General features: G+C 44.7%; 15 protein-coding genes. 12 read left to right on the plus strand and 3 right to left on the minus strand.

Annotated elements, in window-relative coordinates; translation table 11 throughout:
• Nucleotides 1–287 precede the first annotated feature (287 nt).
• Nucleotides 288–1,265, plus strand: coding sequence for a DUF3187 family protein (locus R7P74_RS01835; RefSeq protein WP_025766827.1), 978 nt, complete (start codon nt 288–290; stop codon nt 1,263–1,265).
• 6 nt (nt 1,266–1,271) lie between these two features.
• On the opposite strand, the gene R7P74_RS01840 is transcribed toward R7P74_RS01835, so the two are convergent.
• Entirely contained in the window at nt 1,272–2,015 is a 744-nt protein-coding gene (locus R7P74_RS01840; RefSeq protein WP_064376414.1) for a sporulation protein, read from the minus strand.
• A gap of 248 nt (nt 2,016–2,263) precedes the next feature.
• On the opposite strand from R7P74_RS01840, the gene hutC reads away from it, so the two are divergent.
• The 6 genes from hutC (at nt 2,264) to R7P74_RS01870 (ending at nt 9,742) form a co-directional block, all read left to right on the plus strand.
• On the plus strand, nt 2,264–2,971 hold the full coding sequence (gene hutC, locus R7P74_RS01845) for a histidine utilization repressor (RefSeq protein WP_005385493.1): 708 nt from the start codon (nt 2,264–2,266) through the stop codon (nt 2,969–2,971).
• Between the two features lie 129 nt (nt 2,972–3,100).
• Nucleotides 3,101–4,351 (plus strand): imidazolonepropionase, encoded by a 1,251-nt coding sequence (gene hutI, locus R7P74_RS01850; protein ID WP_318122623.1) that lies wholly within the window; start codon nt 3,101–3,103, stop codon nt 4,349–4,351.
• Nucleotide 4,352: 1 nt separating this feature from the next.
• A complete protein-coding gene (gene hutG / locus R7P74_RS01855; RefSeq protein WP_054576440.1) occupies nt 4,353–5,363 on the plus strand; it encodes a formimidoylglutamase in 1,011 nt (336 codons plus the stop codon).
• 73 nt (nt 5,364–5,436) lie between these two features.
• A complete protein-coding gene (hutU, locus tag R7P74_RS01860) occupies nt 5,437–7,134 on the plus strand; it encodes a urocanate hydratase (RefSeq protein ID WP_318122625.1) in 1,698 nt (565 codons plus the stop codon).
• Between the two features lie 11 nt (nt 7,135–7,145).
• On the plus strand, nt 7,146–8,681 hold the full coding sequence (gene hutH, locus R7P74_RS01865; protein WP_017821814.1) for a histidine ammonia-lyase: 1,536 nt from the start codon (nt 7,146–7,148) through the stop codon (nt 8,679–8,681).
• Between the two features lie 335 nt (nt 8,682–9,016).
• Entirely contained in the window at nt 9,017–9,742 is a 726-nt protein-coding gene (locus R7P74_RS01870) for a DUF3581 domain-containing protein (protein ID WP_017821813.1), read from the plus strand.
• Between the two features lie 110 nt (nt 9,743–9,852).
• On the opposite strand, the gene R7P74_RS01875 is transcribed toward R7P74_RS01870, so the two are convergent.
• The gene (locus tag R7P74_RS01875) at nt 9,853–10,314 is read right to left on the minus strand and encodes a methyltransferase family protein (protein WP_053306949.1); all 462 of its coding nucleotides are present in this window, start codon (nt 10,312–10,314) and stop codon (nt 9,853–9,855) included.
• Nucleotides 10,315–10,387: 73 nt separating this feature from the next.
• Nucleotides 10,388–13,423: a D-2-hydroxyglutarate dehydrogenase YdiJ gene (ydiJ, locus tag R7P74_RS01880; protein WP_318122626.1), complete on the minus strand. Its 3,036-nt coding sequence runs from the start codon at nt 13,421–13,423 to the stop codon at nt 10,388–10,390.
• A gap of 263 nt (nt 13,424–13,686) precedes the next feature.
• Here ydiJ and R7P74_RS01885 point away from each other — a divergent pair, with 263 nt between their 5' ends.
• The 5 genes from R7P74_RS01885 to R7P74_RS01905 all read left to right on the plus strand — a co-directional run bounded on the left by R7P74_RS01885 (nt 13,687) and on the right by R7P74_RS01905 (nt 17,559).
• Nucleotides 13,687–14,367, plus strand: a complete 681-nt coding sequence (locus R7P74_RS01885; RefSeq protein WP_005388843.1) for a DUF3334 family protein — start codon at nt 13,687–13,689, stop codon at nt 14,365–14,367.
• A gap of 208 nt (nt 14,368–14,575) precedes the next feature.
• On the plus strand, nt 14,576–15,271 hold the full coding sequence (locus R7P74_RS01890) for a DUF2786 domain-containing protein (protein WP_005377954.1): 696 nt from the start codon (nt 14,576–14,578) through the stop codon (nt 15,269–15,271).
• Between the two features lie 217 nt (nt 15,272–15,488).
• Complete coding sequence (locus tag R7P74_RS01895; protein ID WP_005377956.1) at nt 15,489–16,148, plus strand: OmpA family protein; 660 nt, start codon at nt 15,489–15,491, stop codon at nt 16,146–16,148.
• A gap of 76 nt (nt 16,149–16,224) precedes the next feature.
• Nucleotides 16,225–17,199 carry a molecular chaperone DnaJ gene (locus R7P74_RS01900; protein WP_054577920.1) on the plus strand — a complete coding sequence of 325 codons (975 nt, stop codon included), beginning with the start codon at nt 16,225–16,227 and terminating at the stop codon, nt 17,197–17,199.
• 177 nt (nt 17,200–17,376) lie between these two features.
• On the plus strand, nt 17,377–17,559 hold the full coding sequence (locus R7P74_RS01905) for a hypothetical protein (RefSeq protein WP_005377960.1): 183 nt from the start codon (nt 17,377–17,379) through the stop codon (nt 17,557–17,559).
• Nucleotides 17,560–17,718 lie beyond the last annotated feature (159 nt).

A 17,718-nucleotide genomic window follows, 5' to 3' on the forward strand; every position in this document is an offset into this window, starting at 1 on the left:
CGTTATCGAAAATGGGATTGTACCTAGCTCACATTTAGAATGCAAAGCGCGATTTTGTTTTGTCATAAGAACTTAACCGCAGACCCGTCACTACAATCTGATCATGCTTTTTTTAAGAGACCGCATAGCTGATGAATGGAATTGCCCCTCAATGAACTTACACAACAAATTACAATATCCCCTATTACGTGTGAACCGATACAAAGCCTAACACGCTGGGCGAGAGCTCAACGTGCGATTTAGGTATATAGTTGTTTTATAGAGTAGTTTGTATGTAGGTATTCATCATGGTCTATTTCAAATCGCGCTTTATGGTGCTTCTAAGCACCTCGATATGTTCTTTGCAAGCCTTCGCATCAAATGACTTATATGGCCCGCTGCGTTCTTACGCACAATCCCCAATGCAAGTGGTTAGTCACACCAACATACTGCGTTCAGGACATAGTCTGCCCTATGGTTTTGTCGAAGCCTATGGTTCAGGAACCGTGGCAAGTGTTTGGGCTCATACTGATGAATACGCACTGGATTATTACCACAATCAAATCGAATTAGGCAGCAAATGGCAAGTCAGCAACCGTTGGCAGTGGGAGCTCAACTATCGATGGGTCTTTGCCGCTGACAACCATTTAGATGGACTGACGAAAAGCTTCCATAAACTTTTCGGTATCGGACAAAATGGGCGGGATAAAGTAGACAGAGATCGTTTTTACATTTCAATGCCGCAATATGATGTGCTTGAAGATGATTTCGAAGGACAAACACTGGCCAATAACCTATCTACTTACTTACAGTATCAAGTGTTCCAAAATGAACATCACGGCCTATCGATTGGCGGCAGTTTGTATTTTAACGATGTGGCTCACGGCACTTTTCAAGGCAGCAGTTTCGAGCAAGGCTTCCAATTAAACTACAGCTACTTAAGTGATGCTCATGCATTTTATTCGATGATTGGCATGACTTTTCGTTCGGATGACCGTGCCTTGCTCGATCTGCCTTATCGACATAATACGATTGCCATTGCAGGTGGGTACCGTTATGCCTTAGAAGATAACCATCACCTGATGTTGGAATATCATTGGTATCAAGGCTCAACAGAAGGACCCACAGAGTTTGCTGATGCCTCTAATGAACTGGTATTGGGCTATCGATATCTAATGGAAAATTCAGCGCTTGAGTTTTTAGCCGTAGAGAACGCAAGAAACATGGATAACAGTACCGATATCGCTTTCACAATAGGATATCGGTACATATTTTCATCAAGTTGATGAGAGCTATAGATTTAGCGTTGGTGCAACTGCGGCTGCGACTTGAGCATCGGTTGCATTGATCGGTAACGTAAACGAGCGATATTGGTCACCAGCCAAGCTGAGCGAACGGTCAATCTCTGCCAAACAATGCATGACCTGCCCTTCCAGAATAAAAGAGAGCTCAATTTCTTTTGATGAAATAAAGCCGCTGTTAAGGAACTCTAGCTCTTGATAAATACCAGAGCGAGAGGCAAACGAGCCACCGCGCAAAAAGCCTTTTTCAACATCGGCTTTAACCATAGTGAAGCCAGCTTGCTCAATCGCTTGAATAACCCGAGATGCTACTGGTAGTGGTTTCACTTCAATATAGTCACGGTCACGCGGGTCAATCGCAAAATCAATATCTAACGTCGTCTCGACCCAAACATGACATTGATTCTTAAGTGCGCTAACCGCAGTAATTGGCGTTTCATCATGCAGTTTTAGCTCAAACGGAACCTGCTTTTCTTCATTAGGTTGAATCACAAAAGGGTCAACTGCTTTCAATTGATCAATAGTGAAGGTTTGGTAACTTACGCTATCATCCACTTCGACTTTCATTTCCGTGTTCAATTTAATCGTAATAGCATCAATTTGTTGTTCGACGTCTCCGCCTTTGATATGAACATGCCCTTTCAGCGTCGCTCCTTGAAACACGCTCATTTCGTCCAAAATGGTATCTACTTTTGCAGAGCCGATCCCCAGTGATGCTTTCAATTTTTTAAACATACTTTTCCTTTTTTAGCGATTTTTCTTCTAATAATCGTTTGTTTACACAATTGTTTTCTGCTGTGCAAGCAATAGACCACAAGAAAATGTTTGAATTCAATCATCAATCCAAATAATGCTCAGCAGCAAGAGTCATTCAGCTCTGCAATAGGATTGCTCGGTCACTAAGCGGTACATTCGTCGAGAAATGTTTGCAATTTGTACCTAAATTAAGCAGTATTTGTATAGTCAAATAAAGGGAGATCATTATGTCTGCACCACTCTACATTCAAATTAAACAATTTATCCTGGATAAAATTGATGCTGGAGAGTGGGTAGTTGGTCATCGCATCGCCACCGAGATTGAGCTTACCGAGCAATTTGGTGTCAGTAGAATGACAGTGAACAAAGCAATTCGGGATTTAGTAAATGAGGGCCGATTACAACGTCGCCCACGCTTAGGCACGTTCGTGTGTGATCCTGGTGAAAAGTCAGAATCTCCCCTGCTAGACATTCGAAACATTGCCGAAGAAGTCAGCGATAGAGGGCGAAAGTATGGCAGTAAAGTGCTCAAACAGATTGCCATAAAAGCAGATGACAACATTGCGACAAAACTCGGCGTTATGCTAGGCACGACAGTGTTTTACAGTGAAATTATTCACTATGAAGACCAAACGCCGATTCAATTGGAGCTCCGCTGGGTGAATAGCCAATATGCCCCGAGTTATTTAAATCAAGACTTCACACAAATCACTCCAAATCAATACCTGTCAGATAATTGCCCACTCAGCGCGATAGAACATACTGTAGAGGCAATTGTGCCTGAAAGCCGTATTAAGCAAGACTTAAAAATGCAAGCCAATGAACCTTGCCTTCTCTTGAATCGCAGAACGTGGAGCCAAGATAAGTTAGTCAGTACCGCCCTACTTTATCACCCTGGTAACAAATATAAGCTGAGCTCAAAAGTGCTCATTTAAGGACAAGATTTGTCCTCTAGATCTACGTTTTGATCACATTTTAGCAACATCAATCTTGTCAGTGTTCTTATTTTGCTCTATTTATTTGTATATACATTTAATGATACAAATAAACACAGGGACAGAAACATGGATTTGCTGATTGAAAACGCACGTCTAGTTACCATGCAATCGGGAGAATGCGGATACCTTCCAACGCCTCCAGCGCGCATTGGTATTCAATCTGGAAAAATCGTTGCGATCAGTACTTGTGCCATTGGTGAAGACGCACCGCAAACCGAGTCTCTGCTGTCTGCCCAACATTACCCTCAGAGTATCGACCTTCAAGGCAAGTTAGTTCTGCCAGGTTTGATCGACTGCCACACTCATCTTATTTACGCGGGCAATCGTGCCAACGAATTTGAAATGCGCTTAAACGGCGTGCCATATCAAGAAATTTCCGAACAAGGCGGTGGAATACTTTCAACGGTGCATGCGACGCGTTCAGCAACCGAAGCGCAATTAGTTGAGTTAGCGTTGCCACGTTTAGACGGGCTACTCGCGAGCGGCGTCACTTCTGTCGAAGTGAAGTCAGGCTACGGATTGACACTGAATGATGAAGTAAAAATGCTCCGTGCAGCCAAAATGCTGGAACAAGAGCGCAAAGTTAAAATCACCACTACACTTCTCGCCGCTCACGCCATTCCGCCAGAGTTCCAGGGTCGTGCAGATGATTATATTGAGCACATTTGTCAGGACATAATCCCTGTTGTCGCAAAGGAAGAATTAGCTACGAGTGTCGATGTTTTTTGTGAATCGATTGGTTTCAATCTTGAACAAACAGAAAAAGTGTTTGTAGCTGCAAAACGCCACGGCTTAAAGGTTAAAGGGCATACTGAGCAACTTTCTAATCTCGGTGGTACAGCCCTCACTGCGCAATACAACGGTCTGTCAGCGGATCACATCGAGTTTTTAGATGAGCAAGGTGTTAAAGCACTTGCTCGATCAAACACCGTCGCCACTCTATTGCCTGGCGCTTTTTATTTTCTAAGAGAAACTCAGTTACCACCGATTGAGTTGTTGAGAGAGCATAACGTGCCGATGGCAATTGCTACGGACGTCAACCCAGGTACATCACCATTTTCTGATCTCACACTCATGCTGAATATGGCGTGCACGCTATTTCGCCTTACACCGCAAGAAGCACTGCGTGGTGTAACGCAACATGCAGCCAAAGCTCTGGGTTATCAAAACTCACGTGGCGAAATCAAAGTAGGGTTTGATGCGGACTTCTCTATCTGGGATATCGAAAGCCCTGCGGATTTAAGCTATCAAGTCGGAGCAAAACGTCTGGTAGGTCGTATAGTAAATGGTGAATACATTTCACACGGAGGCCAATAATATGTCTCAATTCGACCTACACTCTCCCCTATTTCATTGGCAAGGCCGTCATGATGCCGAGGACGGCAAGCTTGGTCAGCGAATTCATCACGTTGTTCAACGCCAAAAAGCAGATGAGTTGCGTGCCGTTGCGCATGGCGTCTCATTACTCGGTTTTGCTACCGACGCTGGCGTTGCGAGAAACAAAGGACGCATTGGCGCGAAAAAAGCGCCAGACTTAATCCGACGAGCACTCGCTAATTTAGCATGGCACCAAGACGCCCCACTATATGACTTAGGTACTGTGGTGTGTGAAGACGACTTACTGGAAGAGAGCCAAGCTCTATGTGCAGCAACCATTTCAAGCGCACTGCCCCATACGCCAGTCATCGTGCTAGGTGGTGGGCATGAGATTGCGTGGGCCTCGTTTTCCGGCTTAGCGGAATATTTTAAAGCGCACCATCCAGAGAAGAAGCCTAAAATCGGCATTATTAATTTCGATGCGCATTTCGATTTGCGCGCATTTGAGAGCAACCTCACCGACATAAGACCAAGCTCTGGCACCCCCTTCAACCAAATTCATCATTTTTGCCAACGTAACGATTGGGACTTTCATTACGCTTGTATTGGTGTAAGCCGTAGTAGCAACACTAAAGCGCTATTTGAAAAAGCAGATGCGCTAAATGTTTGGTATGTAGAGGACAATCAGCTCTGCTACTTAAACCACAGTTATCACTTAACTCAGCTTCAGCATTTTATTGACGACTGTGACTACCTCTATTTGACTATTGATCTGGATGTATTCCCTGCTGCAACCGCACCTGGAGTCAGCGCACCAGCTGCTCGGGGAGTGAGTTACGACACTATTGCACCCTTTTTAGATCGAATTCTTCATTACAAAAATAAGCTAATGCTGGCTGATATCGCCGAATACAACCCAAATTATGACGTCGATAGTCAAACTGCACGATTAGCTGCCCGTTTGTGTTGGGATATCGCCAACGCGATGGCGGAAAAACAGCACAAACCATAATGCATCCCAGATGCCACTGATTATTACGACCAAGCAAGTACTTGGTCATCACGAGAAACTAAAGGAGTCTGAAATGACACAGCGCCAGGGACAAGATCCACGACTTGATACAAGCAGAACAATTCGTGCACCTCACGGAGATAAACTGCGCGCAAAATCTTGGCTAACCGAAGCCCCTCTTCGTATGCTGATGAACAACCTTGATCCTGATGTTGCAGAACATCCACATTCACTGGTTGTATATGGCGGCATTGGCCGAGCAGCGCGAAACTGGGAATGTTACGACAAGATTGTTGAAGTACTTGAAAGACTCGAAGATGACCAAACGCTTTTAGTTCAATCAGGCAAGCCTGTTGGTGTTTTCCCTACTCATAAAAATGCCCCACGCGTGCTTATCGCAAACTCAAACCTTGTTCCGCATTGGGCAAACTGGGAACACTTCAACGAGCTAGATAAACAAGGCTTGATGATGTACGGCCAAATGACCGCTGGCAGCTGGATATACATTGGCTCGCAAGGTATCGTACAAGGCACATACGAAACGTTCGTATCTGTTGCAAAAAAACACTTTGACGGTGACGCAAATGGCCGTTGGATTCTAACGGGTGGTCTTGGTGGCATGGGTGGTGCTCAACCTCTCGCTGGTACAATGGCGGGCTTCTCCATGATTGCAGTAGAGTGTGATGAATCACGTATCGATTACCGCCTACGTACAGGCTATGTCGATAAGAAAGCGACTTCTTTAGATGAAGCGCTAGCTATCATTAAAGAGTCAGACACACCAGTATCGGTTGGTCTACTAGGTAATGCAGCAGACGTTTTCTCTGAGCTGGTAGAACGTAATATCACGCCTGACGTCGTAACAGACCAAACGTCTGCACACGACCCGCTCAATGGCTATTTACCACAAGGCTGGAGCATGTCTCACGCAGCAGAAATGCGTTTGCAAGATGAAGCAATGGTCGTAAAAGCAGCGAAAAAATCCATGGCTGTGCAAGTTCAAGCGATGTTAGAGCTGCAAAATCGCGGCGCCGCAACACTCGACTACGGTAACAACATCCGCCAGATGGCCTTGGAAGAAGGCGTAGAAAACGCATTTGAATTCCCTGGCTTCGTTCCAGCCTACATTCGTCCTCTATTCTGTGAAGGTATCGGTCCTTTCCGTTGGGCTGCTCTCTCTGGCGATCCTGAGGACATTTATAAAACCGACCAAAAAGTAAAAGAGCTAATTCCAGATAATCCGCACTTACATAACTGGCTAGATATGGCTCGCGAACGCATCCAGTTCCAAGGTTTACCTGCGCGTATTTGCTGGGTTGGTCTTAAAGATCGTGAGCGTCTTGGTCAAGCATTCAACGAAATGGTGAAAAATGGCGAACTTAAAGCGCCCGTTGTCATTGGTCGAGATCACTTAGACTCTGGCTCTGTAGCAAGCCCGAACCGTGAAACCGAAGGTATGATGGACGGTTCTGACGCCGTATCAGACTGGCCATTATTAAACGCGCTACTCAACACGGCGGGCGGCGCAACTTGGGTTTCACTGCACCACGGTGGTGGCGTAGGAATGGGTTTCTCGCAACACTCAGGTATGGTTATCTGCTGTGACGGCAGCGAAGATGCCTCACAACGTATTGCCCGCGTGCTGCATAACGACCCAGCAACTGGTGTCATGCGTCATGCTGATGCGGGATACGATATCGCTAAACAATGTGCAGCAGAGCAAGGGCTAGATTTGCCAATGCTCAACGAAGAACTGAAGAAGCTCAAGTAAGGATGAAAGAGATGTTAAATTTAACGCTAAAGCCAGGTCATATTAGCTTAAACGAACTACGCCAAGTGAGCCGTTCACCAGTCAACCTTACTTTGGATCCTGAAGCCATTCCGGCCATTGAAGAAAGCACACAGGTCGTAGACCGAGTCATCGCGGAAGATAGAACGGTTTACGGAATTAACACTGGTTTTGGGCTATTGGCTAACACACGAATAGCACCAGAAGATTTAGAAACACTGCAACGCAGTATCGTTCTTTCTCATGCGGCAGGTATCGGTGAGTTTATGTCAGATGAAACGGTTCGTCTGATGATGGTATTAAAAATCAATAGTCTGTCTCGTGGCTTTTCTGGGATTCGCCTAAAAGTCATTAATATGCTGACCGACCTAGTCAACGCACAAGTTTACCCTTGTGTACCTAAAAAGGGCTCTGTTGGCGCATCAGGTGACTTAGCTCCTCTAGCCCATATGAGCACTGTATTACTGGGAGAAGGACAAGCTCGCCACAACGGTAAAATCATTTCCGGGCAAGAAGCATTAAAAATCGCAGGTCTAGAGCCTATCACTCTGGCGCCAAAAGAAGGCTTAGCGCTACTAAATGGGACTCAGGCATCCACAGCGTTCGCATTGGAAGGCCTGTTTATCGCGGAAGACCTTTTCGCGTCAGCAACCGTTTGTGGTGCAATGTCTGTTGAAGCCGCTCTCGGCAGCCGACGTCCATTCGATCCGCGCATTCACCGTGTACGTGGTCATCGCAGCCAGATGGACGCAGCACTCGCATACCGTCATTTGTTAGACACATCGAGTGAAATAGGTGATTCGCACACTAACTGTGAAAAAGTACAAGACCCGTATTCTTTGCGCTGTCAGCCTCAAGTGATGGGGGCGTGTTTACAGCAAATCCGCAATGCGGCCGAAGTATTACAAGTAGAAGCGAATTCCGTATCAGATAATCCATTGGTGTTTGCTGAAGATGGTGACATCATCTCTGGCGGTAACTTCCACGCGGAGCCTGTTGCAATGGCAGCCGACAACCTAGCACTTGCGATTGCCGAGATCGGCAGCTTGTCTGAACGTCGTATGGCATTACTTATCGATAGCGCGCTATCAAAACTGCCACCGTTCTTAGTCGACAATGGTGGTGTGAACTCTGGTTTCATGATCGCTCAGGTGACCTCTGCTGCGTTAGCAAGTGAAAACAAAACGCTCGCTCACCCAGCGTCAGTAGACAGCTTGCCAACATCTGCAAACCAAGAAGATCACGTGTCAATGGCAACATTCGCGGCTCGCAGATTGAAAGAAATGGGCGAAAACACTCGCGGTATTCTGGCGGTAGAATACCTCTCAGCAGCACAAGGCCTAGACTTTAGAGCACCAAACAAGTCCTCTGAGCGTATTGAGATTGCGAAACAAATGTTGCGTGAAAAAGTATCGTTCTACGATAAAGATCGCTACTTTGCTCCAGACATTGAACAGGCAAACACTCTGCTTAAGCTGGCTATCCACAACACGCTCATGCCAGAGAGCTTGTTACCAAGTGTTCAATAACCAAGCATAACTGGCATTTCATCGAATAAACAGATAATGACTTGAAGGCTCAACGTTCAGCGTGGAGCCTTTTTACATACGATTAAACATGTTGATGGCACTATTTATGAACGCCAGTCTACTTTGATGGCTATACTTTAAAAGATAGGCGAGCGAAAAGGTCGTTGTTTATTGTTTTCACAAATAAAAGCGTTGCTAAAGTATGCGTTTTTAACGGTTTATCCGCCGAAATAGTGTCTTATTGTTAGGATACGGTGAAGTTTTCACTGGATGGACCATTGCTACGCAGATATTCGCATATAATCCCACACAGTTTTGGTTACTACGTAAAAATTATGTTTCTAACACCTTATTTTTCAAACACTAATCACCAGTTTCAGTTCACTCGCGAACAAGCAAGCCACTTTGCAAAACGTGTCGCAGGTGACTACAACCCAATTCATGATGAAGACAACAAACGCTTTTGTGTCCCTGGGGATTTACTTTTCGCTGTGCTTCTTAGTAAAGAAGGCGTTAGCCAAAAGATGCGTTTTAACTTCTCTGGCATGGTAAACGATGGTGTAGCACTTCATATTGAAAATAAGTGTGACAAAGAAAGCGCTGTTGTTGACGAGGCAGGTAAAGAATACTTACACATGTCCCGTGAAGGTGAAACTAACCACGATCCGGCATTTATTGAGCATGTAGTGACAAATTACGTGCAATTTTCTGGTATGAACTTCCCTCACATCATGGTTCCTCTTATGGAAGAGAAGCAAATGATGATTAACTGCCAGCGTCCATTAGTTATTTATGAAAGCATGGAAGTCGAATTTTCACGCTTAGACCTTACGCATCCAGAGGTGGATTTCACTGGCGCAACATTCGACGTAGAAGGAAAACGAGGTGTAGTCACCTTAAACTTTGCGTTTAAAGAAGACGGTGAAGTCGTTGGTAAAGGTATTAAGCGCATGGTTGCAAGTGGCTTGAAGCCATATGACCAAGAAGCGGTTGACGACCTTGTACGCCGCTTTAATGAACGTAAGGATGCATTCCTAGCAAAGTTCGTTAAGGCAGCCTAGTCGACTGCCCTATCAGAAGCGCTCAAAAAACGTGTTTACTAAAAGAAAGCCCAACGTCGATCGTTGGGCTTTCTTTTTATGTCTCATCCAAACAAAACTAAACGCAATGCTTAGAGCCAACGACGAACATGATTTTTATAATCCACATACTCCTCACCAAACAATCGCTCTAGAACGCGTTCCTCAGGCTTGATTTGAAACCGATTCATATAACTGACAAATATCACGCCACAAAGCACCACACTCAAGTGCTGCCACCACAAACCAGTTGCTATGATTAGAAGCAATAATGCCGTGTACATAGGGTTGCGTGAAAAGGCAAACACACCAGTTCTTACAACAGAAGATGCCGCTTCAGGTTTTACTGGGTTTACTGTGGTTTTTACTTTGCGAAATTCATACACGCCAGCAATGCCCATGTAGCCAGACAACAAAGTTAATACACCTACTACAAATTCAACAAAGGGTACTCGAATGTTCATGCTCGGCGTCAAAACTTTAAGTCCGTACATCAAAAGTATGACCAACAAAAACACCACAACAGGTGGGACTTTGAGTTCAAGTTTTTTCAAGATTCATATCCTTTGAAAGGGTCTAAATACGGTTTCTAAAAAGCCCAGTAAAACTGGGCTTGATTTAGTCCGATTACAACAAAGTTAACAATGCCTGAACGGGATGCTTGGGCTTCGTTCCTTCAAAGCGTTTAACTTGGCTGCGGCAAGAATAGCCTGTAATCAAACATCTCTCGTTATCCAACTTATCTAAGCTTGGCTTCCAGCTTAAATTGTAAATGTCTTTCGACATCGACAACTTATCAACCTCATGACCAAACGTACCCGCCATACCACAACAACCAACAGGTACCGTATTCAAAACTGCACCAAAGTGAGCAAAAATAGCGCCCCACTCTTTTTCCGCATTTGGCATTTTGGTTTTCTCAGTACAGTGAGCAAACAGATACCAAGGTTCCTGCGCCTTATGCTCTCCGCTTTCAAACGCTTCTAGTCTTGGGTAAAGCCATTCGTGGGCTGTTAGTACATCGAAATCACCTCGCTTACTGCCAAGCACTTCAGCGTATTCGTCTCGATAACACAGCACCAAAGCAGGATCGACGCCAACTAATGGGATATCCAAATCCGCTACCATCGCCAAGAACTTCGCTGTGTCGGCTGCTGTGTCCTTAAACTGACGTAAAAACCCTTTAATGTGTTGTGCTTTACCATTCGGCTTAAACGGCAGAAGCACCGGATTCATACCCAGCTTTTTCAATAACTTAACGAAGTCTTCAACGACATCAGCGTCGTAGTAACTAGTGAATGGGTCTTGAACAATTAAAACATGCTTGCTCTTTTCAGACGAAGACAAACCACTGAGCGCTTGCAGATCATAAGGCGTTGTCAGCGACTCTACTCGTTGTTTCAAGGTGGGTACTGATAACAACGGCGCATCGACATACCCGACCGTAGATGCCGTTAAACTTTTCATCCACGACTGCTTCAAAAAGCCATTTACGACACCTGGCGCTTTTGCCATCATCGGCAGCATAGTCTCAATGTTGGCAACCAGATAGTCTTTTGCAGGACGTTGATAACGAGAGTGATAAATGTTTAAAAAGCGTGAGCGAAAGCTCGGAACATCGACTTTAATCGGACACTGACTCGCACACGCTTTACACGCCAAACAACCATTCATCGCTTCATACACTTCGTGAGAGAAGTCATACTCGTGACGACGATTGATAGAATGACGTACGCGGTCAATCATGGTTTTGATTGATGTTTTGTTTTCTAGTGTTTGCTTTTCTAAGTCAAGAATATCAATGCCTTGCTCAGTAAGCTGACGCAACCACTCACGAACCAAACCTGCACGACCTTTTGGTGAATGACGACGATCGGCTGTTACTTTCATCGATGGACACATTGGCGAGCTGGTATCATAGTTAAAACACAAACCGTTACCGTTACATTCCATCGCTTGTTTAAAGCTGTCACGTACTTGAACGTCAATCTGACGGTCATAGTAACCACGTTTGGTATCGGTAACTTTGACAAGCTCTGCATCACTATCCAGCGGTGTACAGATTTTACCCGGGTTCATTTTGTTGTGTGGATCGAATGCCGCTTTCACACGTCTCAGTTCAGTAAACAACTCGTCGCCGAAAAACTCAGGGCCATATTCTGAACGGAAACCTTTGCCGTGTTCACCCCACATCAAACCGCCGTATTTCGCCACCAGCTTGACCACTTCATCAGAAACTTCGTGCATCAATGCTTCTTGGTGCGGGTCACACAAATCCAACGCAGGACGTACGTGAAGCACCCCAGCATCGACGTGACCAAACATACCGTAATTCAGAGACTTGCTGTCTAACAGTTCTCGAAACTCTACAATGAAGTCCGCCAGGTTTTCTGGTGGCACACAGGTATCTTCAGCGAATGCGACCGGTTTAGCACGACCTTTTGCTGCGCCTAACAAACCCACCGCTTTTTTACGCATGTTGTAAATACGCCCAATGCTCGCTACATCGTTACAAACTTGGTAGCCGATAATGCCCGCTTCTTCTGTTTCCAACATGGTATCGAGCTTGGCGGTCAATGCTGCAACCTGAGCAGCAACTTCCTCTTCGTCCTGACCTGCGTATTCCACCATATTGATACCAAGCATCTCTTTATTTGGAACATCGGTAAGTAAATCGCTCACGGTGTGCCAAACGATATCTTGCTTCGCGAGATTAAGCACTTTTGAGTCAACGGTTTCTACAGACAGCGCCTTCGCTTCTACCATAAACGGTGCATTACGCAGTGCAGAATCAAAGCTGTTGTATTTAACGTTAACCAAAGTACGCGCTTTCGGAATTGGCGTCAGGTTAAGCTTCGCTTCGGTAATAAATGCCAATGAACCTTCCGCGCCGCACAGTACTCGTGTGATATCGAAACGGTCACCGTCTTCATTCAAGGCATTTTTTAAATCGTAGCCCGTTAAAAAGCGGTTAAGAGGAGGAAACTTATCTACGATCTGCTGGCGTTTTTCACGACATACGGATTCCGTTACACGTAGCGCCTTGGCAGCAAACTCGTCTTCTTTTGGGTAGCCGTTGGACAGGTCTGATTCTAAAACTGAGCCATCAGCAAACACCGCTTGTAGCGACAAAACATGATCGGATGTTTTTCCGTATTTCAGAGAACCTTGACCAGAAGCATCGGTGTTGACCATGCCGCCAATCGTTGCACGGTTACTGGTAGATAAGTCTGGAGAGAAGAAGTAGCCATAAGGGCGAACTGCGTCATTTAACTGGTCTTTCACTACACCAGTTTGTACACGAACCCAGCCTTCTTCCTCATTAATCTCAAGCACTTTGTTCATGTGACGAGACATATCCACCACAATACCTTTGGTTAGCGACTGACCATTGGTCCCTGTGCCGCCACCACGAGGTGAAAAGGTAATTCGTTCGTACTTTTCTTTATTGCTCAGTTTCCCGAGGAGAGAAACATCTTCTGTCGTTTTGGGATGAACGACAGACTGAGGAAGTTGCTGGTAAACACTGTTGTCAGTGGCAACCGCTAGTCGGCTTGAATATTGGCTTTCGATATCACCAGTGAATCCGGCGTGCTCAAGCTCTTTCAGAAAACTAAGAACAAGAGGATCGACATCAGTTTGCGAGTGTAATCTTGGTAACATTTGCTTCCTGCCCCTACGACGCTGATCCGATCAGCTGCGGGTTGTGTAATTATTTGCTCACTTCTCATACAAATTGGCGCTAAGCGAAAAAAAACACCACAAAAGAGTTAGTGAAGTAATATTCTTTGAATTTCGTCACTTTACAACATTTAAAAAGACGAGCAAATCAGAATCTCGATACAATAATTAAACTTATGCTTTATTTTTTCACGCTTGATGCCTTACATTGGGGAACGAATCGCGTTTCTAGATGAGTTTTCAGAATGAAAAAAAATAAAATTGTGACCACTGAAGATATCCTTCTCAAACTTTGCCAGTCTGTTTCTGGCGTACTTACTTCGGCGACATCTTCTCAAGTAAATTATTCAGCAATGGTGCAAAAAATCCACAAGACTAGCCTCAAACCAGATTTTGGTTGTTTTGTTCTGTTTGATGGCGGATTTACCGGGCTAGTTGTGATTAATTTTACGGCAAAAGCCGCACTGGAGATCTACACCAACTACATGCGTAATATGGGCATGCCAGAAGAAGAACTGGCAATATCTCATACTTCTGACGAGGTAGGCGATGTTCTGGGTGAACTCATGAATCAACTGGTCGGAGACTTCACTAATAAAATTCGTAAAGACCTGCAAACGAACATCACACAAAACCAACCAAAAATGCTAGCGCTGAATAAGCAAGTTATCTTACAAGTTGATACCAACCTTGACCGCCCTCAAGCGCGCAGAGTGACGTTCTCCACCGAAAACAACAATATTTTCTATCTCGAACTAGCAATGGATAAAACTGAGTTCATCCAACTGGAAGAGTTTGAAGTTGCTGAAGACGAAAACCCAGACGACATTTTAGAGGCAACACGTAAACAGTTGGCTGAGAAAGAATCTAAATCGTCGGGATCAAACGATGATGCCGATGACTTGCTCAACCAGCTCGGGTTGTAATTCTAACGAATCTTAATGAAGAATGGCTTCTTAGACACAAGTACGACTTCATACTGATTACGACGAACTAAAACGCCAGCCTCGTTTAATGCGAGGCTTATTTTTATGTGCAGAAATTATCTTCAGTCCCACCTTGTATTTCGTTTTTATGTCAAAAAAGGTAATATGTCTGACTTCATAAATTTTCTGCTTTCGTTACTGGTTGTCGATGGATAAACAAAAAGCTCTGAAAAAAATCGCCAAGTGCTTAGAACTGGGCAATTCCGCTAATGTTAATGAGGCTGCCAATGCTATCAAAATGGCACATCGCCTCATGCTTAAATATGGTCTCGATAAAGACGATATTGAGTTCATCAGAATGGGAAAAACACAATCTTCTCATCTGCTACCAGCGAACATCAGTTCTACCATATTGCGAGTGATTCGCGGCATTAACACAAAATTCGGTGTCGAAGCAGTATTGTTGAATCACAAAGGGCTCAAACGTGTCGAATTTATCGGTGAAGCAGATCGCGCTATTTTTGCTGCATTTGCTTTCGATATTGTTTATCGCGAGATGAACGAAAGTACCGGACAATTCCGAAACAGCTTTGCTGGCACCGGCACCTCTTCTCAGGAAGTGACTCGCCGTGTGAACTCATTTGTATCTGGCTGGGTGGAAGGCGCGATTGAAAAATTGCCAATTATTTCTCCAGATGAAGAGTCGGCCAATAAAATTAATGACTATATTGATAAAGAATTCCAAAACATTGACCGCGAAACGTTCAAGAAGCAATTGAAAGAAGCGATGAAAAACCTAACTGAAGACTACGAAGTGGGCTTAAAGAAAGGTAGAAAGGTTTCAGTTAATCGTGGAGTGGGCGGCGAACAAGCACGCAAAATGTTGGGCGATTCATCGAAATAGCCAGAATAGTAAAGGATTCACATAAGCAGCAATGACTTCGATGTCGATGGGGCTTACTTTGAGAGCTTTGGCAGTATTGATAGGAATTTTCTTACAGAAACTCTTATCAATCTTACTTTCTCATAACAAATATTAATGCTTGTTTATTCATAATTCGCATCCCATTATGAGGCATGGTTTCGCCTCAGTTTTATACGGAGATTTTCCCTTGAAAAAGATGCCTATTGCACTAGCTCTAGTGCTAGCTCTTACTGGCTGTCAAGCCACTCAACGCCAAAATGCAACAACGGGTGAATACGAAACTAACTCCACCACGCAAGGCGCGCTTATTGGTGCGATCGCTGGCGCAGCAATCGGCCTAGCAACGGGTGATGATGCTAAAGAACGTCGTCAGCATGCACTCATTGGTGCAGCCGCAGGCGGAGCGACTGGCGCTGGCGTTGGTTACTACTTTGACCAACAAGAAGCGGAGTTACGTCGCGCTTTGCTAAACTCTGGCGTACAAGTTCAGCGTGTTGGTGAAAATCAGCTTTTACTGCGTATGGAAAACGGTATCGGCTTCTCTTCAAGCTCTTACCAGCTTGATGCTAGCATCCATAATACTCTACGTGGTGTTGCTCGCATCCTAGTTGAGTACCCAGATACCAGTCTCGTTATTGATGGTTACACGGATAGCACAGGCAGTGAGTCATACAACCAAACATTGTCAGAGCGCCGTGCAGAGTCCGTACGTCAATTCCTAGTATCTCAAAACGTTGCACCTGGTCGTGCAATTGCACGCGGCTACGGCGAACGTAACCCAATTTGCTCAAACCAAACTTCTGAAGGTCGTGCGTGCAACCGTCGTGTTGAAATCCAGATCTTGCCACTGAAGTAATTTGGTTGCACCATAACGGTAATAATAAAAAATTACCGGAGCAGGCCTAACCATTATCGTTAGGCCTGACATATTAATGTCTGTCAAAACGTCTGCCCTACTCTGCTTATTTAGCCTCAGCTTTTCTGGCTACTCACTTGCCTCTCAAGCTCCAAATGACCCCATCGAACAATACGAGTACGCACAACAATTATTGGCATCAAACAAAGCTGAAGCCTCACCAGAAACGCGCTACTGGCTAGAGCAATCCGCCAACCAAGGTTACCTCCCTGCGCAAAAACAGCTCGCGAACGACTTTGCTAAAGGGATAAATGGCGAAAAAAATGAAACACAAGCGTTATATTGGCTAACCTCTATCGCACTCAATGACCCAACCGATCGTGGCTTTCTTCTCGCCGATTTTATTCAGCGCAATCCAGATAAGGTCACAACTGCTCAATTGACTGAAGCCTTGTATCAAATGGCTTCTCAGCATAATCCAGCAGCAGAACAAGCTTATAATCAACTGTTAGAGCAGCGCTTCAACCAACTGCGAGCTAAACAAGTCTCGCAAATAAAGTCGCTCGATAAAAAGGCTGAGCAAGCACAGGAAGAGAAAAGCACAGTTGCAAACCCCAAAGTAGAACACTCGCAGTTTTTATGGCTGATCTGGCTAGCGGCGATACTCATCATCAGCGGCTTAAGTTTTCTCGTAATCAAGAAACTTAAGCAGAATAGAAAAGCGCTTGAAGCCAAAGAGGAAAGCCAAAATCAACGAATGGCGAAAAAAATAAAAGAGCTAGAGTTTACGAACAAGCAACTGAAACGCCAGCTAGAGAAAGTATTCAAAGAATTTAAGAAATCCAAAACCCAGGCAGAGAACCATAAGCTAAGCGTCGCGTGTGCTATGTTTGGCTACACACCACAACACATCCCTGATTTACAAGCAATCAAGCTACGCTATAGACAGCTATCAAAGCTTTATCATCCTGACACAAGAGGCAGTGAAGAAGAAATGAAGCGACTCAATCATGCCTTTAAGCTCGTCTCACAAAATGTTACAAAACAGTAAAAATAGGTCAGGATACTTTGGCTAGCATGCTTTTAGACCTATATAATCAAGCGCCGCAATCGATCTCCCTCTCAAACAAATTAACAGACATTTAACTTAAGTCGCGCTTTTATGCCATAATGCCCGGCGCAAAATAACACCTAACGACTCAAATTAATCTAGGTGGGGAGAAAATCAATGTTCACTGAAGAAGGCACCTGTGATTGGTGTAAAAAACCTAGCCTTGTAACTCGTCACGATTATTTAGATGGCAAGCACCACTACTCATGTAAAGCTTGTTACGACATGGCGAAAATCGACGTGCGCCTATTTAACCAAGGCGAATTACAAATGCGCGAACGCTTGCAACGAGCGAGCTAAGCAAGACGGAATCAACGGAACTGATTTTCAAAGGCGCCTCTTAAGGCGCTTTTTTGATCGGCCAAGCCCTATTTCCAATCTCTATCTCGTATTCCCTCCTATCTTACATAGCACGTCGCATCGGTTATCAGCCCTCTCCCACTGTATACAAACCATTGT

It is taken from the genome of Vibrio sp. 2033 (genome assembly GCF_033339735.1).